Below are 20151 nucleotides of genomic sequence, written 5' to 3' on the forward strand. Positions count from 1 at the left end.
CTAAGAGCTATGCCCTCATTCCTTCGGGATTAAGGGCTTTTTTCGTTTAATCAGGTTATAGAATCAAGGAAAAAGCCGCTCAGCGGCTTCTAAGAAACACTTTACTGCCTTGTTATATTTTCAAGATCCTGCCAAGTGACGCTTCGGTATTTCTGTTTCTTGAGTACTGACAGCGTTCCGTTCAGTTCCAGTACCGCGAACTCGACATGCTCGAGTTCGAAAATTCCCTTCCCTCTCAAGCCTTGCCTTAATGCGTCCATTGAGTATTTGTACTTCTTCATTTCCCCTTGCAACAGTACACCGTCCTTAATAATCACGATCGGCTCACCGGAAATAGCGGCGTCGGCCTTCTTGCTGTACAATGATATTCTCATCAGCACATACCCGATTATACTGATGACGAACAAGCTCAAGATGAAACTCATCAAACTGATCTTAAGATTGAACGCCATATTACCGCCGATCGTCCCGATCATCATCGTAAGCACGAACAAGTGGTACGAGCTCTGCGCAATCAGGCGCACTCCGATCAATTTCGTGTACAACCATAGCCATAAATAGGCAGAGATCGTTCTTATTATAATCTCTAGGGATTCGTTCAAGTAGTGACCAGGCCCCTTTTGTTCTTCGTGTTGAGAGTTGAAGATTTACGAAAAATCCACGTTTTCCCACTATTATTGCTATGGAGATGTAGTTTTATCCATAAGCCAGGCGATTTTGTCATAATTATCGGCTACTACCTGTCGATAAATCCTTGGTCGGGATGGACTGCACCTACTCACGTTTATTTAGCTATTGTTTTGAGCTTTACTTCATAGAAACGGGATACAGGGAAGTTTAATGACATTAATTAATTTCCACTTCATTTATTTCTTCACCTAGAGCCCCAAAATTTACTTCCATTTGGCAGTTCTCTTCTTAATGATGAATCGTCTATCTATATATAAAGCTACCAACGCTGATATTAATCCGACCAAAAGAGCATTGCCGTAAGTTTCAATAGGAAACAGTTTACCTTCAAGCCTTAAATTGTTGGCACGGTATTCGAATCGTTTCACAGCGTGTTTTGCGGTTAACATGTCCTCTTGCTTTGCTAAATCTTCAAGCGGTGCTTCGAATACAAATCTTTCCGGCGAATCGCTATGTAAGAACTGTAGTTCCTTCGCAATGCCCTTTTTATTCCAGCTTTTCACATCCTCCATAGCCAGAAGTTTTGCCTCAGTTCCCGTAACGATCATTTTATCTAATTTCGGGGCATTCGACATTTGATATCTGGCGATCAAGTTAAGATGATGTTTTGTAACAATGGGTTGTTCCGACTTTGAAATGGAATAGACCTTTGTAGTACCGGTGTCAGCAAATGCATCAAATACTGAAGACAAGGCACTTTCCTCCATTCCGTTGTATAATAGCACACCTGTCTGTGTCTTAATCCACTGAAATGCATAATTCAATACATAAGTTGCAAAGTACCGATCCATGGAATATGGATCTACCGTTGGATTTTGAACGAAATGGTAAGAAGGGTAATTCATTTCTTTAGCTATTTTGGCTGCCATTGGCTCACCTAATTTTTGTGATATGACATAGAGCACCGCATCAATCCCTCCAGTTTGACCACCTGAGGATACGATGTTCCCCTCGGGCACAAACCGTTGATCCATTTTCCATTGAGTATCAGGAAAATTCTTTATTACCCTGTCGATCGCTTGCCAGTGTGTCGTTGCTGATTTCCCTTTCAATAGCCCGGTATCAGCAAGATTCACTGCTCCACCGCAAATGCTTACTAATGTGGTTTTGGAATGTTGTAATATCCATTCACGAACGGGTCGATATCCTATTTCATCAACGATAGGAATGTAGGGGATCACGATAATATCAGGACTTTTGCCTAATAATGTATCCATTTCTTTAAAAGAATAGTGCGGTACCACTTCCAGTCCGCCTGATAATGACTTCAGATTGTTGTCTGGTGCAACGGCGTATACATTATAGGCATCTGCCATAGAGAACAAATCATACGGAATCAGAAAATCAAACACCTCAGTTGTTGTCGTTGAATCCCCTAATATGACAGCTACTGTAGGTTTATTGGGATCATATTCGGGATTTTTTACTCCTTGCAAAGAAGTAGCTGGCTTATCGTAAACTGAACCGTAAAAATCTTTATATGAACGAGAATATCCGAATACTCCGACTCCCCCCACAAATACAATAACTATCAAAAAATAAACAACAAAACGTAATATGAACCTTTTCATTTGATTTTTCTCCTCCTATAGTTATTCAGATCTGGTAATCGGCCTCAATTTGTCATCCCAGCGCTCATTATACAATAGTACGAAACATTGGAACCCGCAAAATTTGATTGAATTCACGCATATAATTGCGGCCCCCGCGCAAAAAAAAGATTCATTTTTATCTCTCAATTTATTTATTAAAAAAAGGTCGGCTTTCAACCGACCTTTAACAAAAATCTAATATATTATTCTTCGGTTGGAAGAATTCCCAACTGTTTTGCTTATTTAATTGCTTCTACCCTATCGGGATGTCCAGTGGTAGGCTCAATATACTTGATTATTCGAGTATATGATACGTTACATCACATCCACTGAAGATTCCCTCTCATGAACGTGCTAATGATTGATGACGACTTCTCCTCCTTTTTCGAATGAATCGTTTATCAAGAAAGAAAGTAGTCAACAATGCAGCTAAACTAAGCAAAATCGGAATACCAAAAGCTTCATAGGAAAACGGTTTGCCTTTGAAGTTTAGATGGGTTGCACGGTATTCCAATCGCTTGGCACCATATTTGGCAGTTAGGACGTCCTCTTGCTTGGCTAAATCTTCAAGCGGAGCATCAAAGATAAATCTGTCAGCAGAGCCGCTGTGAATGAACTCAGGCACCACGTTATTCCCCTTTTTGTTCCACTGTTGGACATCTTCCGCAGTTAAGGACTCCGCTTCCACACCTGGAACGAACATACGGTCCAGCTTCGGTGCATTCGACATTTGATATCGAGTGACAAGGTTAAGATGATACTTCGTAACGATAGGTTGCTTAGTGTCTGAGATGGTGTATACCTTTGTTGTTCCGGAAGCGGCATAGGTATCAAAAATCGTGGTAAGTGCTCCGTCATCCATCCCGTTATACAACAATACCCCTGCGCTTTTTTTGTTCCATTGGAATGCTTGATTAAACGTAAATATCAATTCGGTTCGATCCACATAATAAGGGTCTACCTTCGGATTCTTTACAAAATGATAGGAAGGGTACTTCATCTCTTTCGCTATTTTCTCCGCCATAGGTTCGCCTATTTGCTGTGAGATCACATAGAGGACGGCATCGATTCCTGAAGTGAGAGCTGCTGAAGTGACGGTGTTCCCGTCTGCGACATAACGCACATCCCTTCTCCATTTTGTTTCAGGATATTTATCGATTTCATGATAATCAAAACTTTTCCAATCGGTAGTCGCTTCTTTCCCTTTTAATAAACCTGTATCGGCCAGATTCAACCCTCCAGCGCAAATGCTTAACAACTTCGTATCCGAATGTTTTTGTATCCATTCCCGGACAGGTTTATACTTTGCTTCGTCAACCATAGGCATGGCCGGGATCACAATAAGGTCGGGACTTTTTCCTAAAAATCGATCCAGTTCATCAAAAGAATAGTGTGGCATCAGATCCAAACCACCAGAGAGTGTTTTCACGTTTTTGTCCGGGGCAACTGCATATACGTTATAAGACTCAGTCATAGCGAACATTTCATACGGAACCATAAAATCGAACACTTCTGTCGTCGGATTGGATAAAAGGACAGCTACTGTTGGTTTTTTTGGATTATGTTCAGGGACACTCACGTCTTGTAAGGCAGGCATCGGTGATTGCCGAGTGGGAATCCAATATGCATGATTTGAGCGGATATACCCAAACGCACCAACCCCACCGAAAAAAATAACGAACGTCATTACATAAACAACGACGCGTAATAATAACTTCATACTTGATTCTCCTCTAACCCTTAATTTTTTCTCACTTTGTTGCCGCAGCGGTGATTTCAACATCTTCGCCATCACTCAAAATGGCTACCCCGAGCGGACACTCATTAATAGCTCCCAAAGAAGAACTATAAAGTTTAATCAGGTGATGATTGGTATAATCGAACCAAGGCGATTCATTGTTTTAGCACCTTACTTCCTGGCGTTATCTTGTCTTTAGTTACCCTAATTTTAAGGAACTTGAACAACAAAAGGTACGGTAAATACCTTTCCATCTCTTTGAAATTGCCCCCAAATCTTATATGTGCCTTTTCTTGGGAAGCTAGTTATGAACTTAGCTTGAGGTCCTGTTGCCTTCTCTTCAACCGGGTGGACATGAAGATAGCTTTCGGTATCTTCGCTTAGAATGACGACATGACCTACAGCCCCCAAATACTGTTCCAAATCTGTGATGGGTTCTTTCGTTTTTGCATCGTTAAGTTTGAAGTTCAGTTCGAAGTCCTTGCCGGCTTCCGGGTGATCATTCTCTAAAGTAATTTCAACGCCATCCACATTTTTAGAGTGTCCTTTATCGTTAGCGAGCGGAACGGATGCTGTAGTCCCCCCCTCTACATTTATCCACTTTGTTTGTGTTGTTTTGCTTCCCCCAGTTGGAACATAATCGGCAATCAATTTATATTCACCACCGAATGGGAATGTATTCGTGATAATAAATTCACCCTTACCTTTGTATTCAGGGTGAATATGGTTGAAATAAGATAAATCCTTGCTCACCACGATCAGGTGTAGTAATTTCTCGTGCTCGATGTCAAGCTTATCAACCGGTTTACCGGTTTCATCTTGTAAATGGATTCGGATGGCAGTCTCTTTCCCTGCTTGAGTATTCTCTGTTGACCACACCGCTTTTGTAGCCACCTTGTTCGTATTTTTGCTGTCACTTCCATGAGAATCGGAGCCACCGTGTCCATGTGCGGCCTCTTTTTTCTGTTCTGTCGGTTCTTGGCTAACTGTTGGAATAACTGTTGGAATAACCGTCGGAACACTCGCCTGTTTACCGAAACCGTAACCTGCAAAGAAAGTCATTACGATAAGCAACAAAATTAATATAAACTGCCTTTGACTCATTCGACCGTCTCTCTCCTCATCTTTTCTGTCTACATTCTGTAATCTAAGGGCATTGAGCACAACCGAAACCGAGCTCAAGGCCATCGCTGCTCCAGCCAGCCACGGTTCCAGATAACCCATTGCTGCAATCGGAATTCCGACCACATTGTATGCCAGTGCCCAGAATAGATTTTGTTTTATGTTTATCATCGTTTTCTTGCTCATCGAGATGGCATCGGGAATGCTGTTTAAGTCACCGCGCATTAAAGTTACATCCGCGGCCTCCATGGCCACGTCCGTCCCCGTACCGATCGCCATGCCGATATCCGCTGTTGCTAACGCGGGGGCATCGTTTATTCCGTCCCCGACCATAGCCACCTTTCTCCCGGATTCTTGAAGCTTTTTAACTTCATTCGCTTTGCCATCCGGAAGCACCTCCGCCAATACGTGATCGATCCCCACCTGGCTTGCTATAGCCTTGGCGGTACGTTCATTGTCACCGGTGATCATGATGACTTCAAGGTCTAGCTCTTTCATACGGGTAATCGCTTGTATGGAGGTTTCCTTGATCGTATCTGCAGCAGTCACCATGCCCGCATAACGACCGTCGACGGCGATCAGCATGGCGGTTTTGCCTTCGGATTCTAGCTTGCCCATTTCTTCAAACGCCTTTTCCGCGTTCACTCTGTACCGGGCCATCAATTTCTTTGTTCCAACCAAGATGCCTTTGCCTTCAACCACGGCCATGATCCCATATCCGGGAATCGCTTCGAATGACTCAGTCGACGGCAAGGCAATGCCTTTATCACGGATGCCTGCCACAATGGCTTCTGCCAGAGGATGTTCGGAGTTCTTCTCAGCTGCGCCAACCCAAGATAAAACTTGTGCCTCCTCAAATTCTTTTTCGATCCGCACATCTGTCAATTCCGGTTTACCCTTAGTGACCGTACCTGTTTTATCTAATACGACCGTTGTAACTCGATGGGTATTTTCCAGGTGCTCTCCACCTTTGAACAGAATACCGAGTTCCGCTGCGCGCCCGGATCCAGCCATGATTGACGTTGGGGTCGCAAGTCCCAGCGCACAAGGACAAGCAATGACGAGTACGGCGATCGCTTTCTCGAGAGCCGCAGCCACATCACCCGGCACAACGGCAAAGTACCAGATTAAGAAGGTGATAACTGCAATACCGATTACGATGGGTACGAAGATGCCCGATATGATATCTGCCACACGCTGAATTGGAGCCTTGGATCCCTGTGCTTCTTCCACAACTTTGATGATTTGGGAAAGTGCTGTTTCTTTCCCTACCTTAGTCGCCTGTACCTTGAGGACACCGTTTTTGTTAAGTGTCGCCCCTATAACTGATTCCCCGGCATGCTTCTCAACCGGAATGCTCTCCCCGGTTAACATGGATTCATCAACCGCCGATATGCCTTCTAAAACAACTCCATCAACCGGCACCTTCTCGCCTGGTTTAACCAAGAAAATGTCGCCAACCACGACTTCTTCTACTGGCACATTCATTTCCCCGCCGCCCCGAATAACGGTTGCTGTTTTGGCCTGAAGCCCCATCAACGACTTGATGGCTTCAGAGGAACGGCCTTTTGCTAAAGCTTCAAAAAGTTTTCCGAGCAGGATTAACGTAATCAACACGGCGCTGGTTTCATAGTACAGTGCCGACGAAATATCCCATATCGTTACGTATAGGCTGTAAAAATACGCTGCAGACGTTCCAAGAGCTACGAGCACATCCATATTCGCACCGCCATTGCGCAATGCCTTGAACGCCCCGATATAGAACCTGCCGCCTATAATAATCTGGACCGGTGTTGCTAAGGCAAACTGGAACCAAGGCTCCATAAAAATATCCGGTGACCAAATCCACGAAGTGAACGAGAAGTGACCGACCATGGCCCACAAAAGAGGAAAAGTCAAAACGGCCGATATGATCAACATCCATTGCTGACGACGAATTTCTTTTTGCCGGTGATCTCCATCGCCCTTTGCTTCCGTTTTAGGTTTAGCTTTGTATCCCAACTGTTCAACTTTCTTGATCATATCCTCGGTGCTGACCATGGAAGGGAGATATTCCACATGGGCGGTTTCAAGCGCGAGATTGACTGTCGCTTTAACCCCCTCTATCTTGTTCAACCCTTTTTCAATACGTGTTGCGCAAGCTGCACAAGTCATTCCCATAATGTCGAATTCTACGGCTTGCTTGACCATTCCATATCCCGAATCCTTAATTTTTTGCTCTATACGGGACATATCAACCTTCACAGGATCAAATTGAACTACTGCTTGCTCGAGTGCAAAGTTTACATTCGCTTGGGAAATGCCCTCCAACTTATTTAATCCTTTTTCTATTCGGTTAGCGCATGCTGCGCAAGTCATCCCCGTGACTTGAAACGTGGCTTGCTGGTTAGAATTGTCTGCTTGGGACTGGCTCATTCGAATCACCTTTTCGAGAGGACCTTATGGGTCCATTTTTTGTTATTTAAACTTCGTAACCCTGATCCTCGATCGTTTCTTTGATCGAATCCAGAGTGACTATATTTTCATCGTAATCTACCATTACCGTATTGGTTTGCAGATCGACCTTGGCGTTGGCGCCCAATTTTTTAACTGCACCTTCAATTGAGTTCACGCAATGGTTACAGCTCATTCCTTGAACGTTTAACAATATGTTTCGCATGGTTTATGCCCCCTGATAGATTTTGTATTATTTCATTAGTTTGTTCATCGTAATAAGCAATTCATCAATGACTTCCTGATCACCGGATTGAATGCGTTCTATCAAACAGCTTTTCACATGTCCTTCTAGTAAAATACGACCGACACTGTTTAATGCGGACTGCACTGCTGCGATTTGATTCAAAACGTCATCGCAATACGTGTTTTTACCAATTAAATTCTTAAAACCTCTTACTTGTCCTTCAATCCGGTTTAACCGGGCATTTAAGTTGCCTTTAATTTCGGAATGATGGCTTCGTCTTTCTTCATTTACAGAGCAACAATGAGCTTCGGTGTCGGTGACAGTAATTGGATTCATCTGCAATGTCAACATTTTTGCCTCCTTACTTTTTCAGATAAAGAATCATATGATAAATGGCTCTCGGGGCTATGCCACGATTTACTTCAGGACGTCCAGTGTTACCCGGTCCACAAATTTACTGAACTTCTCTTTTCCTTCAGCATGTTCTTTATAATAACGAATAATGTTGGTAACAGACTGCACTAACTGCTCTTGTGCGATCCCTGACAAAAGAAGCTTTCCCACCGATGCCTTAAGGCTTTTCGGTTCACCTCCAACGTAGACATCAAAGGTATCCTTCACTTTTATAACTGCAATATCTTTTAGCAACGGTTCACTTGTACCGAGTGCACACCCCGCAAAGCCTACTTTTACAGGAGTTGGCGTATTGATGTCACTTCCCACGAACCAAGGAAACAATTTTAGCCCATACACTTTGCACTGAGGAATTGCGCCTTCCACTTGTATGATCTAAAGGGGTCTTACCGTTGAGTTGAAGATTCCCTTGCATTCGAACTGCGTTATAACCGAGAGTTTTGATCATTTGCTCGATCTGTAAGACACTGACTTCAGCAGGGTTATATGTAACCGATGCCTGCTTGAGAAGAAAATTCACATTGGCGTCAGAAACACCGGCAAGTTTGTATAATTCTTTCTGAATTCGATTGGCACAGCGGAAGCAAGTCATCCCTGTTACTTTTATGGTTGCTTGTTCAAGTTTTTTCTCTTCTGATATTTTCATTCATCTCACCCCCGAATACCCCATTGGGGTATGTTTAATAATACCAAATACGAACATCTTATGGACCACTCGCTTGTTTTGGCAACATCATAGACTTATCCTAATACTTCTTGTTATCCATTCATTTATAATTGCCGTATCTTTTCAGTGATGTTCCGCTTGAATCGTTTCCATCAGTTTGATCTGTTTGATTCGCAAAACGAGCGCACATTCGTGGTCTTCGCCCGTGTTTGTGGGACATAATATGACCCAGCTTTCCTGGTTCGGTTATAACCCGATTCCAAAGCGGGTATGAATTCATCATAAACCGGGAAGAGACAGGTCAACGCGCAAACGATGCACACATCCCCGCAAAAAATTGCGGACTCCACGCAAATGATGACACTTCTTTATGTCCAGTGATCGTTGGCTGATCATGAGCGCCTTGTTGTTGGAATGAAACGTTTATCTATATAACGTGCAATCAGGAGTGATATAAAAGCTAGTATTAACGGAGTGATGAAAGCTTCAAAGGGAAATAGTTTACCTTCAAGTTTTAACTTGTCAGCGCGATATTCAAGTCGCTTAGCGGCCCATTTAGCGGTTAATAGGTCCTCTTGCATTGCTAAATCTTCAAGCGTGGCATCAAAAACAAATCTGTTCTTCGTCAAGTGTATGAATTCGGGCTGTACTACTTGATCCTTTTCATACCATCTATTCAGATCCTTCGTAGACAAGCTTATTTCCTTCGTGCCTGTAACGAATAATCGATCTATATTGGGGACCGTAGAGAAATGGTACCTTGTTATAAGGTTCAGGTTATGTTTTGTCACGATTGGCCCCTCCGAGGCTGAAATGGCAAATACTTTTGTCGTTCCTAAGGGTGAATATGTATCAAAAATCGATGCCAGTGCTCCTTCCCCCAAACCGTCATAAAGCAGCACACCTGCCTTTTGCTTATTAAACTGAAACGCTAGATTCAAATAATATATAGCCTCCGTCCGATCGATATAATAGGGCTCCACCTTAGGATTTTTAACAAAATGATAAGAGGGGTAATTCATTTCTTTTGCTATTTTCTCTGCCACGGATTCGCCTAATTGTTGCGAAATGACATAGAGGACAGCATCGATTCCTGATGTGAGACCAGCCGAGGTTGTAATGTTTCCTTCCTGAACATACCGTTGATCTCTTATCCAGTTCGTATCAGGAAAATTTTTTTTCGCCTGGTCAACGATTCGCCAGTGTATCGTTGCTGTTTTCCCTTTTAATAACCCGGTGTCAGCAAGATTCATTGCTCCAGAACAAATGCTTAGTATGTAGGCTTTAGCATGCTTTTGTATCCATTCTCGGACTGGGCTATAGTTTTCTTCGTTGTCCATGGGCATGTAAGGGATCACGATAAGGTCTGGACTTTTTCCTAGTAAATTATCCATCTCTTCAAAAGAAAAGTGCGGGACTAAATCTAGACCGCCGGTTAAAGATGTTATATTGTTGTCCGGGGCAACAGCGAACACATTATAGGCATTGGTCATAGCAAACATTTCATAAGGTACCATAAAATCAAATATCTCAGTGATTGGACTGCCTAATACGACCGCCACAGTAGGTTTATCCGGATCAAACTCAGGTTTTTTTACTCCTTGTAAAAAAGGTGCTGGTATTTCACGTTCGGAAAGCCAGTCAGTACGAGAACTTAATGCTCCATATGCACCAATTCCCCCTACAAACAAAATGAAGATAGAAAAGTAAACTACATAACGAAGTAAAACATTGTTCATTTGCGCAACCTCCAATCAATATTTCTTCTTCATACATTTTCTCTGCCAAATCACTCTTATCGCTCATTTAAACTTCATTACTAGTAGATATCCCATGAGAATAATCATAGCAAGTAGCACTATCATAAAAGAGGGCATGAAGCTCCATGCTATGAAAAACCAAGCAAATAATAGTGAAACCGGACTTATTGCTCTAAGTAAGATATAAAAAAATGCGCCAAAGCTTGAACGATTGAACGGTGTCGCTTCAATAAGGAGCAACATCGGATTACATATCGTCCCAAAAATTAATGGAATCGAAACATATATAGGAAATTCAGTTTGTAGAGCAAATTCCAAGAGAAATACAAAAGCTGCGGCGAAAGCTTGAGTAAAAAAATCCAGGTGAGCTGATCTTAGTTTGCGAGGATTCGTAAATATTTTTGTCCATTGCGGGGATCTTTGATAATGCACTGCCGCGAGAGGAAGCGATAAGATCAAGCCCAGCATAAATGAGAATAATCCCCATTGTAAAAATTGAATATTCATAATTGTTCTCCTTTTCGAGCGAATTGACACAGCTACGATGTCTTCTTAATAACATCATACCGTGGGGCAGTATCATGTATCGCGCAAACCATGAGGGAGGGAACGCAAATGATGAGGGATGACAGCGCAAAAGTTTGCGGTCCGCACGCAAAAGGCGAGCCGTGCCTGTTACGCAAGTCAAGTGTGGAGCCTGACTTCCCGCAAATCAACATAAAAATCCCCTTCGATCGGCAGTATCTGCAAGACGTATCATCGAAGAGGATCATTTTTACTCTATCACTACGCGCCAACGTTTTTTCTCTTCCAATGGAAACGTCGGTCCACAGCATACGCCAGCAAAGTAGCGATGGCAAGTGTCAGCGCACCATAGGCCCAGTTTCACCAAAGTAACGTCCTGACATCGCTCTAAACAAAAAAATGACGCCACAAACGGCGCCATTCCTACCACACCTTAATATAAGTCCTCAGCCGGTAAAATCCCCAGACTCTTGGCCTTCTTAATAACCTCGACACGCGAGCTTGCCTGTAGCTTCTGGAAGAGTTCCGTCAGGCTGTACTCAAGAGAACGTTGGCTGATCATCAGAGTTTGAGAGATCTCCTTGTTGCTCTTCCCCTTGGCGAGCTCCCGCAGCAGCTTATCCTCCTCTTGCGTAATTGTCGTTTCCTCCCGTCCCTTCTCTCCCTGGACGACAATCTCCTGCCGCCTGAGTTGCTTCAGTAAATACATCGGAACGATCGCTTCCTTCCTAGCGGCGCAGCGGATCGCTTGAATGAGTTGCTCACGTGTGGAGGTTTTGGCAATGAATCCAGACACGCCCGACTCCATCAGCAAGTTAAAATGCGGAGCGATCTCGAACCCGGAATAGATGATGATCACCGCATCGGGAACGTAATTAAGAATTTTTCTTGTGAGATCAGCACCATTAATATTCGGCATATAGAGGTCAAGAAGCATGACATCAAACTTCTTAAGACGCACAAGATCAGGAACGCAATACACATCCGTTTCAATTGTAACCTTTATGCCCGGCTCGGATTCTATCAGCATCTTCGTCCCTTCCACTACTGAACGATGATCATCTACCAATAATATTTCCATATCTCTCACCTATAAATTAATTTTTGGGAAATAAACCATTACCTGAACACCCTGCTTCGGTTCTGACTTAAACTCAATCTTCCCCTCCAGACTGAGCACCCGCTTCTCCATTCCGGCTAGTCCCATGTGCTGGAAGGAACCATCGAACGCAGATATGCCCATACCCACGCCATCATCGGAATAAGTAAAATATATCTGGTCGGCACTTTCGGTCAGCGACATCGTGACCAACTCCGCTTTGGAGTGCTTGGACGCATTGTTAAGAAGCTCTTGAATAATACGATACATGCCCAGTATTTGTTCTTCACTCAGGCCGTCCAACTGCTGTCCAGCATGGAATTCAATCTCATAATTGGCAAACATCCTAGTATATTCGAACAGACTTTTGAGTGATTCGACCAGTCCCATCTTCAAAAGAAAGGGCGGGCGAAGCTCATTGCAGGTAATGCGGATCTGATGGATCGCATCGAGCAGCCCTTCTTCAATTTGCATCAGTTCCCCCTGCGCCTCTGTACTGAACACACCGTCAGAGCGCAGAGACTCCAGCCTGCGGTACCAGATAATCAGATCCTGCAGTACGGAATCGTGCAAATCGCTCGATAGGGCGAACCGCTCCTTCTCAGACAGCTTGAACAAGAGTCTCAGCATCCACTTCGGTGTCTGGCTGGTCATAACCAGTTCCTCCAGCCGCTTCATGAGATCTTCAATCAGGCGAAGATTATCATAAAGCAGAGTCACATAATGAACGGCGGTTTCTAGCCACTGCTCCTCAATCGGAAGGAACGCATGTTTCGCAACGATCCGCAAGTAGACGGGATGCTTCTTCTCTCCTATCGGAATCCAGGTATCCTTCGTGCTCATCGATACAGATTCCTCTCCTCTCGGCACCTCCTCAATCGAAGCGTCCCTAACCTGTAGAACGGCACTGACCTCCTGGAGGAGGCGATGCTCGAGCTCTGACACCTTCATGACATTCGCCAGATCATTCGATAGACGGTTCAGGCTTTGCTGCAGAAATTTATACCGCTCCTCACTCTTGATAAGCTCCCTTTCGTCGAGCTTTCGTTCGGTGATATCCTTTACGATCCCATGAATTCCGTTCAAGCTGCCAGATAGGAAGATCGGTACAAATGTAATACTGGCGATCCGCTCCCCATGATTGCTGATGAGACGGCATTCGATATCTCGCGGCTTGCCTTGCTGAAGCACCTCGAGGAGGATCGCAAATACCTGCGGATGATCCTCATCGTAGATCGTTCCCAGAAAGCAGCGCCCCGTCAGTTGGGACAGCTGAACGCCAGTAATATTTTCGAACGACCGGTTCGCATTCACAAAGTAAAAGCCGTTTAGTTCAATGGAGAAAACACCATCCAAATTGTTCTCGAACAAAGACTTATACCGCTGCTCGCTCTCCTCCAGAGCCAACTCCGAACGCATCTTCTCCGTAATATCTAAGATCATTCCGTCCAGACGTTCGATATCCCCCATATGATTTTTCCATGGATGGACGATCAGTTCGCCCCACCTGGTTTCTCCCTCCACATGGATATAACGAATCGGCTGGCGGATTGAAATGCCTTCATCCAGCTTACTTTTAATCTCCCCCATAAGGAGAGCATTATCATCGGGGTGGATATGGTCGTGTAACCGGATCGGGTTGTTCATGATTTCTTTCCGGGGAATGCCGGAAATTCTCTCGATACTGTCGGAGCAAAATGAGTATCGGCTAAAATCCTTATCCGTTGACCACACTGCCGCATTAACACTATCCAGAATGTTCTCCAAGAGCTGCTCCGCCTCTTTACGCTCGGAGACTTCTCTTGCTACAGCCACCACGTACTTTACCTCTCCATTATTGTCCAATACCGTCCTAACACTTGCCTCGATATGAATCAAATAGCCTTCCTTGTGGATTAACCGATACTCGAGTTGTGTCGATTGCTTTGATTCAATGGCATTCTTATGAACTAGCCTCACACGCTCTCTATCGTCGTAGTGGATGATATCGAATGCATCCAGCCCCTCATACTCATATACATGGTAGCCGGTTAGTGAAAAAATGGAGGGGGACACGTAGTGAACAATGGCATTATGATCCACCAGAACGATCGTATCCGAGGTGTTTTCGGTGATAATGCGATATCGTTCCTCTCGCTCCGCAGCCTCGGCATCTTCCTTGACTATCACGGTATAGGCAATGGCCACACCGTTCTCATTCAAAATTGGTATCCTTTGAATGGCCGCTGCAGATGGAGCATTCGCTTGCCCGTACCTCACCTCGAAGGCTTTATTGCCCCAAAGGAATCTCTCATCCCGATCGGTAATACACATGGGATCCGGCAGGTGCAGCAGCCACTGCTGAGCTCCCTTGATCACATCCTCAAATACTCCCATGATGTTCTCCTTCTATACTAATGAATTGGATACTTTCATTATATCGGATTTCCCCTCATCTTACCGCGCAAAAAAATGGGGAATGCCCGCAAAAAGTGCAGGCATCTCGTCTAGACCATGTGTTGAGTAAGCTCTATTGCAAGGATCTATAAAACGATTCTTATTTTTTCGCTAGGACTGCTCAACTGTAATTAATTGGGCTCGGCGGTGTATCACGCATAGAAGAAGCGCCGCACTGAAAGCATCGAACAACTTCAATATTGCACTCAGGGTAAGCTTATGATTTTGCTGCCATGGTCGCAAGTAATTCACTGACTTGTCGCGTATTTAAGTAAACATCTACTTAAGATTAACGTTGCCCTTATCTTCATAAGGCGGGTGCTGTTTGACGATTACGTTCCAGAGCAATATCCGAGAGTCGCAAGAAGCAACATATAACTTTATGACAGCTATGGCCGGGAACTTCCATCAATACGAAGAAGCTCTGCGGGCACTGTATGCTAGTGATTTGGATCGTTTTTACCACTTCATCAATAACTGGTCACCTGATATCAGAAACCATGTCAAAAGATTAGCCGCTAATGCATTCCCTGAAGGGAACTTATGAATGAAAGCATTTGGAGGTGTAAAGAATTAAAAAAGGAACTACGAAAGGAGTCGCTATTACAGAGTTTGAATCTATTCGTTACATCGAACCATCGCAGCGCGCAGTCGTTTCTTGCTTTTTCAAGTCATCAAGACTACCTGACCGGTATCGGGCATAGGACTGCAGCGATCGAAGATTCACGCCTTCTGCCTATGGCAGAACTTCCGATACCGAATTAATTGAAGGAGAACATGATCATGAACATTCTGAAAGTCAACGGCGTTGATTTGGCCTATGACAGTTTCGGTAACGAAAATGACGAGGCTATTATCCTAATCGCCGGGCTTGGAACCCAGATGATCCGATGGACGGTTCCGTTTTGTCGGATATTAGCAGCGCGGGGCTTTCGTGTGATCCGCTTTTACAATCGCGACGTAGGTTGCTCGACACACTTTAGCCATTATCGGGCGCTGGATTTTGACGCACTGGCGACTGCTCTCATGTCAGGACAGCGACCGGACATCCCTTACACTCTCGATGACATGTCCAACGACTCTATCGGACTGCTCGATGCCCTTTCAATTGACCGGGCACATTTCGTTGGCAGGTCGATGGGCGGAATGATCGCCCAGATTGCAGCCAGTGAGTACCCTGAACGAGTTTTATCACTCACCTCCATTATGTCTAGTTCCGGTAATCCAACCCTTCCGCAAGCTTCCCCGGATGTCATGGCGATGATGACTAAACCGGCGCCGAACCCCTTTGAGGATGAAGCAGGATTTTTGGCGCACAGCCTGTCTTTTGCCAAACGCATCGCCGGCACTGGCTATCCGTTTGAAGAAGACGCTTATCGGGCACTCATTCTGGAGGAAGTCCAGCGAGCCTACGATCCAGGCAGTGTCGGACGACAAATTGCTGCGATCGCTGTCTCCGGTGACCGTCGTCCGCGGCTGGCGACCATAAAAGTACCAGCACTTGTCATTCATGGAGTGGATGATCCCCTGTTCGTCCCGGCGTGTGGCGAGGACACGGCTTCTGCCATCCCGGGCGCTGAGCTAATGTTGGTTGATGGCATGGGACACGACCTGCCGCACCAACTGTACAAAGTAACCATTGATGGCATAGAGCGAACGGCTCGTCGCAATTGACACTCGTCTCCTGAATAGCAACCAGCCGGAGTCCAGCGGTACCTAATGGAGCTGAGTAGGCCCGGGGGCGCAGTGCTGATCAATTTGCACCCTTGGTACATACAACCCGCGTGGAAGCGGCGGTGCTCTTGGAACGGTTGTTAAAGCAGCTCCATTTCATCAATTAACGGGGCTTCCTAACAGAGACTCCATTTGAACGTATATGTGGGAACGATCGAATAAGCGCCGGTTTAATGATAACATCGTGAGCCGGTGCTTTTTCTGTGGGGATTTTCCAAACAGACGATGGTCAGATTCAGAAACGAATTATTCAAGTAACGAGCACGTTAGTTCAAAAAAACAGCCACAGTCTAGGACTTTATTTTCTCGTCCTTGGCTGTCGCTGTTTCAATTTCAAGTCTCAGTCTATAACTTATTTTATGGAGTCTGACGGTATGACAATTAGAAAAGCCGCGTGGAATAAAGCCATCCAGTCTATAGCTTTATTTTCTGCTGACATTTGTAATACCAGAATTCAGTATCAACCAGAACACCATCATGATCGAAGAGTATGTACTTTTCATTGTTTCGTTCTCCTTTGTCAGCTGCGGCAACCATGCCTACAGATCCTAATTCGGGAATAATCACATCATCGTCCTTCTTTACTATATTAGCCAATTGGTCTAGTAATTCGGAAGTGTGAGTTGCGTCAATGATGACCGTGGATGACTTCAAGATTCCTTTCTCCACACATTGTTTTACGATTTCGGTCAAGCTGCATGCGACTCCTAATGATAATATATTCTTGAATCCGTTCCCTTTTTTTCTTTGTCTACGGTGCGACGAGCCTCATGGCCGCCGACTTTTGCTTCCGATCTACTTTCCTTTGCTCACCCAGAACGTGATGCGGTCGCCATTTTTCACGGGAGTACCGGGAGTAAGGTCTTGCTTGAACACAACCCCTTTGTCGGCGGCATTTGATTCCATGTAAAACTGATATCGAAGCCCAGAGGCAATTGCTATCTTTTCGGCATCCTCCCTTGTATGAGCGACCAAATCCGGGACAATGCCCTTCTTGGCTTGTATCGCGCCATCGTCTGGCGGCTGAACCTCGACTTTATCACTCGGTACAACCGTTCGAGCTTGCATCGTGGATGCCGATGCTGAAGACTCCGGCGTCTCAGTACGATTTACCGATACAGCTGTGGGACCGAGCGTTGGAATTGTCTGCGACTTAGAACCGTTTAAATCGTCAGGGAGCGGACGCAGTATCAGCCAAAGCAAGAATATAAGTACTCCGGAGCCGACAGTAGCAAACAGATGCCATTTGCGCAGCTGGAACGTCTCTCGGAACAGATTGCGCAATTCCGCCATTTTGCTGGCCGTTGCCGCACTGATGCGCGTCTGAGTCTCCCCAGGTTTACGCCCTTCTGCCGTTCGCTTTTCGGCCTTTCTCTTCTTATTTATAGGATCTACAAACGAATGTGACTCACGTATGGCGGTTTTCCGCTCCCGTCTACTTGACGTCATCATATCGTTTACCGGTAAAACCGATATTAGAAGTGGATCCTTCCCCTCGCCACCGATACCGAGCAGTACTTCCAGCTCTTGCTGAAAATCGGCAAGCGTGCATAACCCTTCATATGCCCTGCTGGCCAAAGCTATAGCACGTTCCCGAGCTACATCCGACAAATCCGCAAACGACCGATTCATCTCGAATGTATAGGCACTAATAGAGGATGTCGGGATATCTGTTTTGGCACCTAGCTGGTACAATAGCAGTGCCAGCCCCGGAACTCCGCGTCGTCCGTACTTCCCCTCCGCCCAAAAATTTATGATCCGCAACCGGCCGTTATCTTCAATCCAAAGATTATCCGCGTCAACGGAGCATTCGGGCAGCCGTCTTCGGTGAGCTTCTCGAATGCCCTTGGCCAGCTCGTGCACATACATCAGCGCCTTGTGACCCGTTATCTCCAGATCTATCAACCGATCGGACAAAGGTCTTCCTGTTTCCGCCTGAAGAACGGCAAACAAAGTTCCGTTTTCTGAACCAGCATCCAGAACGCGCATGAAATGCTCGTCGGACATCTGGGATGCTTTTCTCATAAAACGTAAAGCTTCCTGATGCGCTAGTTCGTCTGCCTCTTGAAAAGTATATAGAAGAACACTACGTTTGAAGGTCAGATCCATCCCTCTTAACAATAGCCCGTTCGTTATTTCTTTAATCGGTTGTTCGGGCATATATCGATTTCCGATGTTATCCATAGACGTATTCCCCCTTATACGTATATTCTATTCGTCTAACATCTAGTTTTTGCGTCATTACTGGTTATATTTACCATGGCCAATCGTACAAGCTCTTATCACAGGAAAGATGAATAGATCCTGTCCCTACTAAAGAAAAGGAGTTCTTATTTGTTTGGGCTTTTGACTACGCTGCTGATGCAGGATTTAATTGCGCTTATGAGAATATACTACTTCATCAAATGAAGATTCAATTCATCTTTTTTCAATTCTATTTATGGAGGCTCAGTTCTTGTAACGAAAATGCAATCTTGGGTCGGAAAGGGTGGTTTTATGTAGAAAAATGGGTAATGTTCTTTTCGCGAGTTGAAAATGGGATAATGTTCTTTTCGTCGAATCGCGACATAATCATTTGTGCCATTATTAAAAAAAGCCTCAATATATGCGACATTGAAACGGACACTACTTTTGTATTCCGACACAAAGTGACGTAGCGTCTCCACTACATGTGCAGACACGATCACGACTTTCGCCTTCTGGATACGTACTTCCATCATGAACGAAGACGCCCCATCTCACTCTCCCGTTATTTTCAAACGCAAAAAGCCGCCGGTCCATGCCGGCAGCTCGTTGTGAATAAATATTATACTCATTTTCGTTTAACATAATAAATTTTTACATCTATAGTATCCTCCCATGGGTTCAATTATCATTTTCACAACCACTTCGGGTATTTATTAAAGTTATCGTTGGGCTACCCGGCTTGCCGCCAGTTTCTTTAAGTTGTTCAAGCTAATCTGCAAGCTGTCCATTGGATTACCGGGGCAAACATCCTGCTCCACCGCATACCATTCAACGCCGGAAGCTTCACACCAATCCAATATAGGGGCAAAATCGATGGATCCCGTACCCACCTCCGCAAACGTCTGCTGCTCGTCCATAGTCATATCTTTCAAATGGATGATGGGCATCCGGTTGGCATAGGGTTTAAGGAAATCTAAAGGATCGCGGCCTCCTTTCTTCACCCAATAGACATCAATCTCGGCCAGCACCCGATTATCCGGAACAGGCTCCAGCAAGTATTCCAAAGCCAGCTTCCCTTCAACCTCGGATTCCAGTTCAAAGGCATGGTTATGGTAGCTGATCCGAAAGCCTGCTGGGGCCAACTTGCAGGCGACTTCATTCAAGAATGATCGGACCGAACGGTAGCCTTCCTCGTTTCGCTGTTCTCTTCCAATCACTTTAAGCACGATATCCCTTGTATCGAACAGCTTGGCCTCTGCAACTACATCATCCAGCTCTTCTTGTAAACGGTCTAACGGTACATGAATACCGGCTGTTTTCAGCCCGGTCTCCTGCATGACGGAGGCAATCTCCCTCGGATCGTAACCCAAAAGCCCGGAAATCTGTACTCCCGCCCACCCCATGCTCTTCAATTGTCTCAGTATGCCGGGAAAATCGTTCCTGCATAACTCTCTAACCGTACTTAACTGTGCTGCAAATTTGTGATGCACAATCAACACTCCCTTAT

General features: G+C 45.0%; 16 protein-coding genes and 2 pseudogenes. 3 read left to right on the forward strand and 15 right to left on the reverse strand.

Annotated features, from left to right (window positions below; all coding sequences use genetic code 11):
• Window positions 1-101: 101 nt before the first annotated feature.
• The 12 genes and pseudogenes from ACFQ0C_RS02130 to ACFQ0C_RS02185 form a co-directional block, all read right to left on the reverse strand.
• Window positions 102-602 (reverse strand): DUF421 domain-containing protein, encoded by a 501-nt coding sequence (locus tag ACFQ0C_RS02130; protein ID WP_379363510.1) that lies wholly within the window; start codon window positions 600-602, stop codon window positions 102-104.
• Window positions 603-893: 291 nt separating this feature from the next.
• Window positions 894-2261: a DJ-1/PfpI family protein gene (locus ACFQ0C_RS02135; protein WP_379363512.1), complete on the reverse strand. Its 1368-nt coding sequence runs from the start codon at window positions 2259-2261 to the stop codon at window positions 894-896.
• Between the two features lie 364 nt (window positions 2262-2625).
• Window positions 2626-4002: a DJ-1/PfpI family protein gene (locus ACFQ0C_RS02140; protein ID WP_379363514.1), complete on the reverse strand. Its 1377-nt coding sequence runs from the start codon at window positions 4000-4002 to the stop codon at window positions 2626-2628.
• 1152 nt (window positions 4003-5154) lie between these two features.
• A pseudogene (locus ACFQ0C_RS02145) lies at window positions 5155-7557 on the reverse strand (heavy metal translocating P-type ATPase); the annotation flags it as partial.
• Between the two features lie 46 nt (window positions 7558-7603).
• Window positions 7604-7801: a copper ion binding protein gene (locus ACFQ0C_RS02150; RefSeq protein ID WP_379363516.1), complete on the reverse strand. Its 198-nt coding sequence runs from the start codon at window positions 7799-7801 to the stop codon at window positions 7604-7606.
• A gap of 27 nt (window positions 7802-7828) precedes the next feature.
• Entirely contained in the window at window positions 7829-8158 is a 330-nt protein-coding gene (locus ACFQ0C_RS02155) for a metal-sensitive transcriptional regulator (protein ID WP_379363645.1), read from the reverse strand.
• Window positions 8159-8239: 81 nt separating this feature from the next.
• Window positions 8240-8560, reverse strand: a complete 321-nt coding sequence (locus tag ACFQ0C_RS02160; RefSeq protein ID WP_379363518.1) for a hypothetical protein — start codon at window positions 8558-8560, stop codon at window positions 8240-8242.
• On the reverse strand, window positions 8535-8882 hold the full coding sequence (locus ACFQ0C_RS02165; RefSeq protein WP_379363520.1) for a heavy-metal-associated domain-containing protein: 348 nt from the start codon (window positions 8880-8882) through the stop codon (window positions 8535-8537). Before ACFQ0C_RS02165 ends, ACFQ0C_RS02160 begins: the two co-directional genes overlap by 26 nt.
• 413 nt (window positions 8883-9295) lie before the next feature.
• Window positions 9296-10642: a DJ-1/PfpI family protein gene (locus tag ACFQ0C_RS02170; RefSeq protein ID WP_379363522.1), complete on the reverse strand. Its 1347-nt coding sequence runs from the start codon at window positions 10640-10642 to the stop codon at window positions 9296-9298.
• A 63-nt stretch (window positions 10643-10705) separates the two neighbouring features.
• Window positions 10706-11170 carry a hypothetical protein gene (locus ACFQ0C_RS02175; RefSeq protein WP_379363524.1) on the reverse strand — a complete coding sequence of 155 codons (465 nt, stop codon included), beginning with the start codon at window positions 11168-11170 and terminating at the stop codon, window positions 10706-10708.
• A gap of 451 nt (window positions 11171-11621) precedes the next feature.
• A complete protein-coding gene (locus tag ACFQ0C_RS02180; RefSeq protein ID WP_379363526.1) occupies window positions 11622-12269 on the reverse strand; it encodes a response regulator transcription factor in 648 nt (215 codons plus the stop codon).
• 9 nt (window positions 12270-12278) lie between these two features.
• On the reverse strand, window positions 12279-14663 hold the full coding sequence (locus tag ACFQ0C_RS02185) for a sensor histidine kinase (protein WP_379363528.1): 2385 nt from the start codon (window positions 14661-14663) through the stop codon (window positions 12279-12281).
• A gap of 400 nt (window positions 14664-15063) precedes the next feature.
• On the opposite strand from ACFQ0C_RS02185, the pseudogene ACFQ0C_RS02190 reads away from it, so the two are divergent.
• The 3 genes and pseudogenes from ACFQ0C_RS02190 to ACFQ0C_RS02200 form a co-directional block, all read left to right on the forward strand.
• A pseudogene (locus tag ACFQ0C_RS02190) lies at window positions 15064-15270 on the forward strand (DUF2239 family protein); the annotation flags it as partial.
• 65 nt (window positions 15271-15335) lie between these two features.
• On the forward strand, window positions 15336-15488 hold the full coding sequence (locus ACFQ0C_RS02195; protein ID WP_379363530.1) for a hypothetical protein: 153 nt from the start codon (window positions 15336-15338) through the stop codon (window positions 15486-15488).
• 18 nt (window positions 15489-15506) lie between these two features.
• Window positions 15507-16397 carry an alpha/beta fold hydrolase gene (locus ACFQ0C_RS02200; protein ID WP_379363532.1) on the forward strand — a complete coding sequence of 297 codons (891 nt, stop codon included), beginning with the start codon at window positions 15507-15509 and terminating at the stop codon, window positions 16395-16397.
• A 474-nt stretch (window positions 16398-16871) separates the two neighbouring features.
• Here the strand turns inward: ACFQ0C_RS02200 and ACFQ0C_RS02205 are convergent, their stop codons facing one another.
• The 3 genes from ACFQ0C_RS02205 to ACFQ0C_RS02215 all read right to left on the reverse strand — a co-directional run bounded on the left by ACFQ0C_RS02205 (window position 16872) and on the right by ACFQ0C_RS02215 (window position 20134).
• A complete protein-coding gene (locus tag ACFQ0C_RS02205) occupies window positions 16872-17150 on the reverse strand; it encodes a hypothetical protein (RefSeq protein WP_379363534.1) in 279 nt (92 codons plus the stop codon).
• Window positions 17151-17252: 102 nt separating this feature from the next.
• Window positions 17253-18641 carry a PASTA domain-containing protein gene (locus ACFQ0C_RS02210; protein ID WP_379363536.1) on the reverse strand — a complete coding sequence of 463 codons (1389 nt, stop codon included), beginning with the start codon at window positions 18639-18641 and terminating at the stop codon, window positions 17253-17255.
• A gap of 722 nt (window positions 18642-19363) precedes the next feature.
• Window positions 19364-20134, reverse strand: coding sequence for a sugar phosphate isomerase/epimerase family protein (locus ACFQ0C_RS02215; protein ID WP_379363538.1), 771 nt, complete (start codon window positions 20132-20134; stop codon window positions 19364-19366).
• Between the last annotated feature and the right edge of the window lie 17 nt (window positions 20135-20151).

The sequence above is a fragment of the Paenibacillus sp. GCM10027630 genome, from assembly GCF_042676305.1.
GTDB lineage: Bacteria > Bacillota > Bacilli > Paenibacillales > NBRC-103111 > Paenibacillus_S.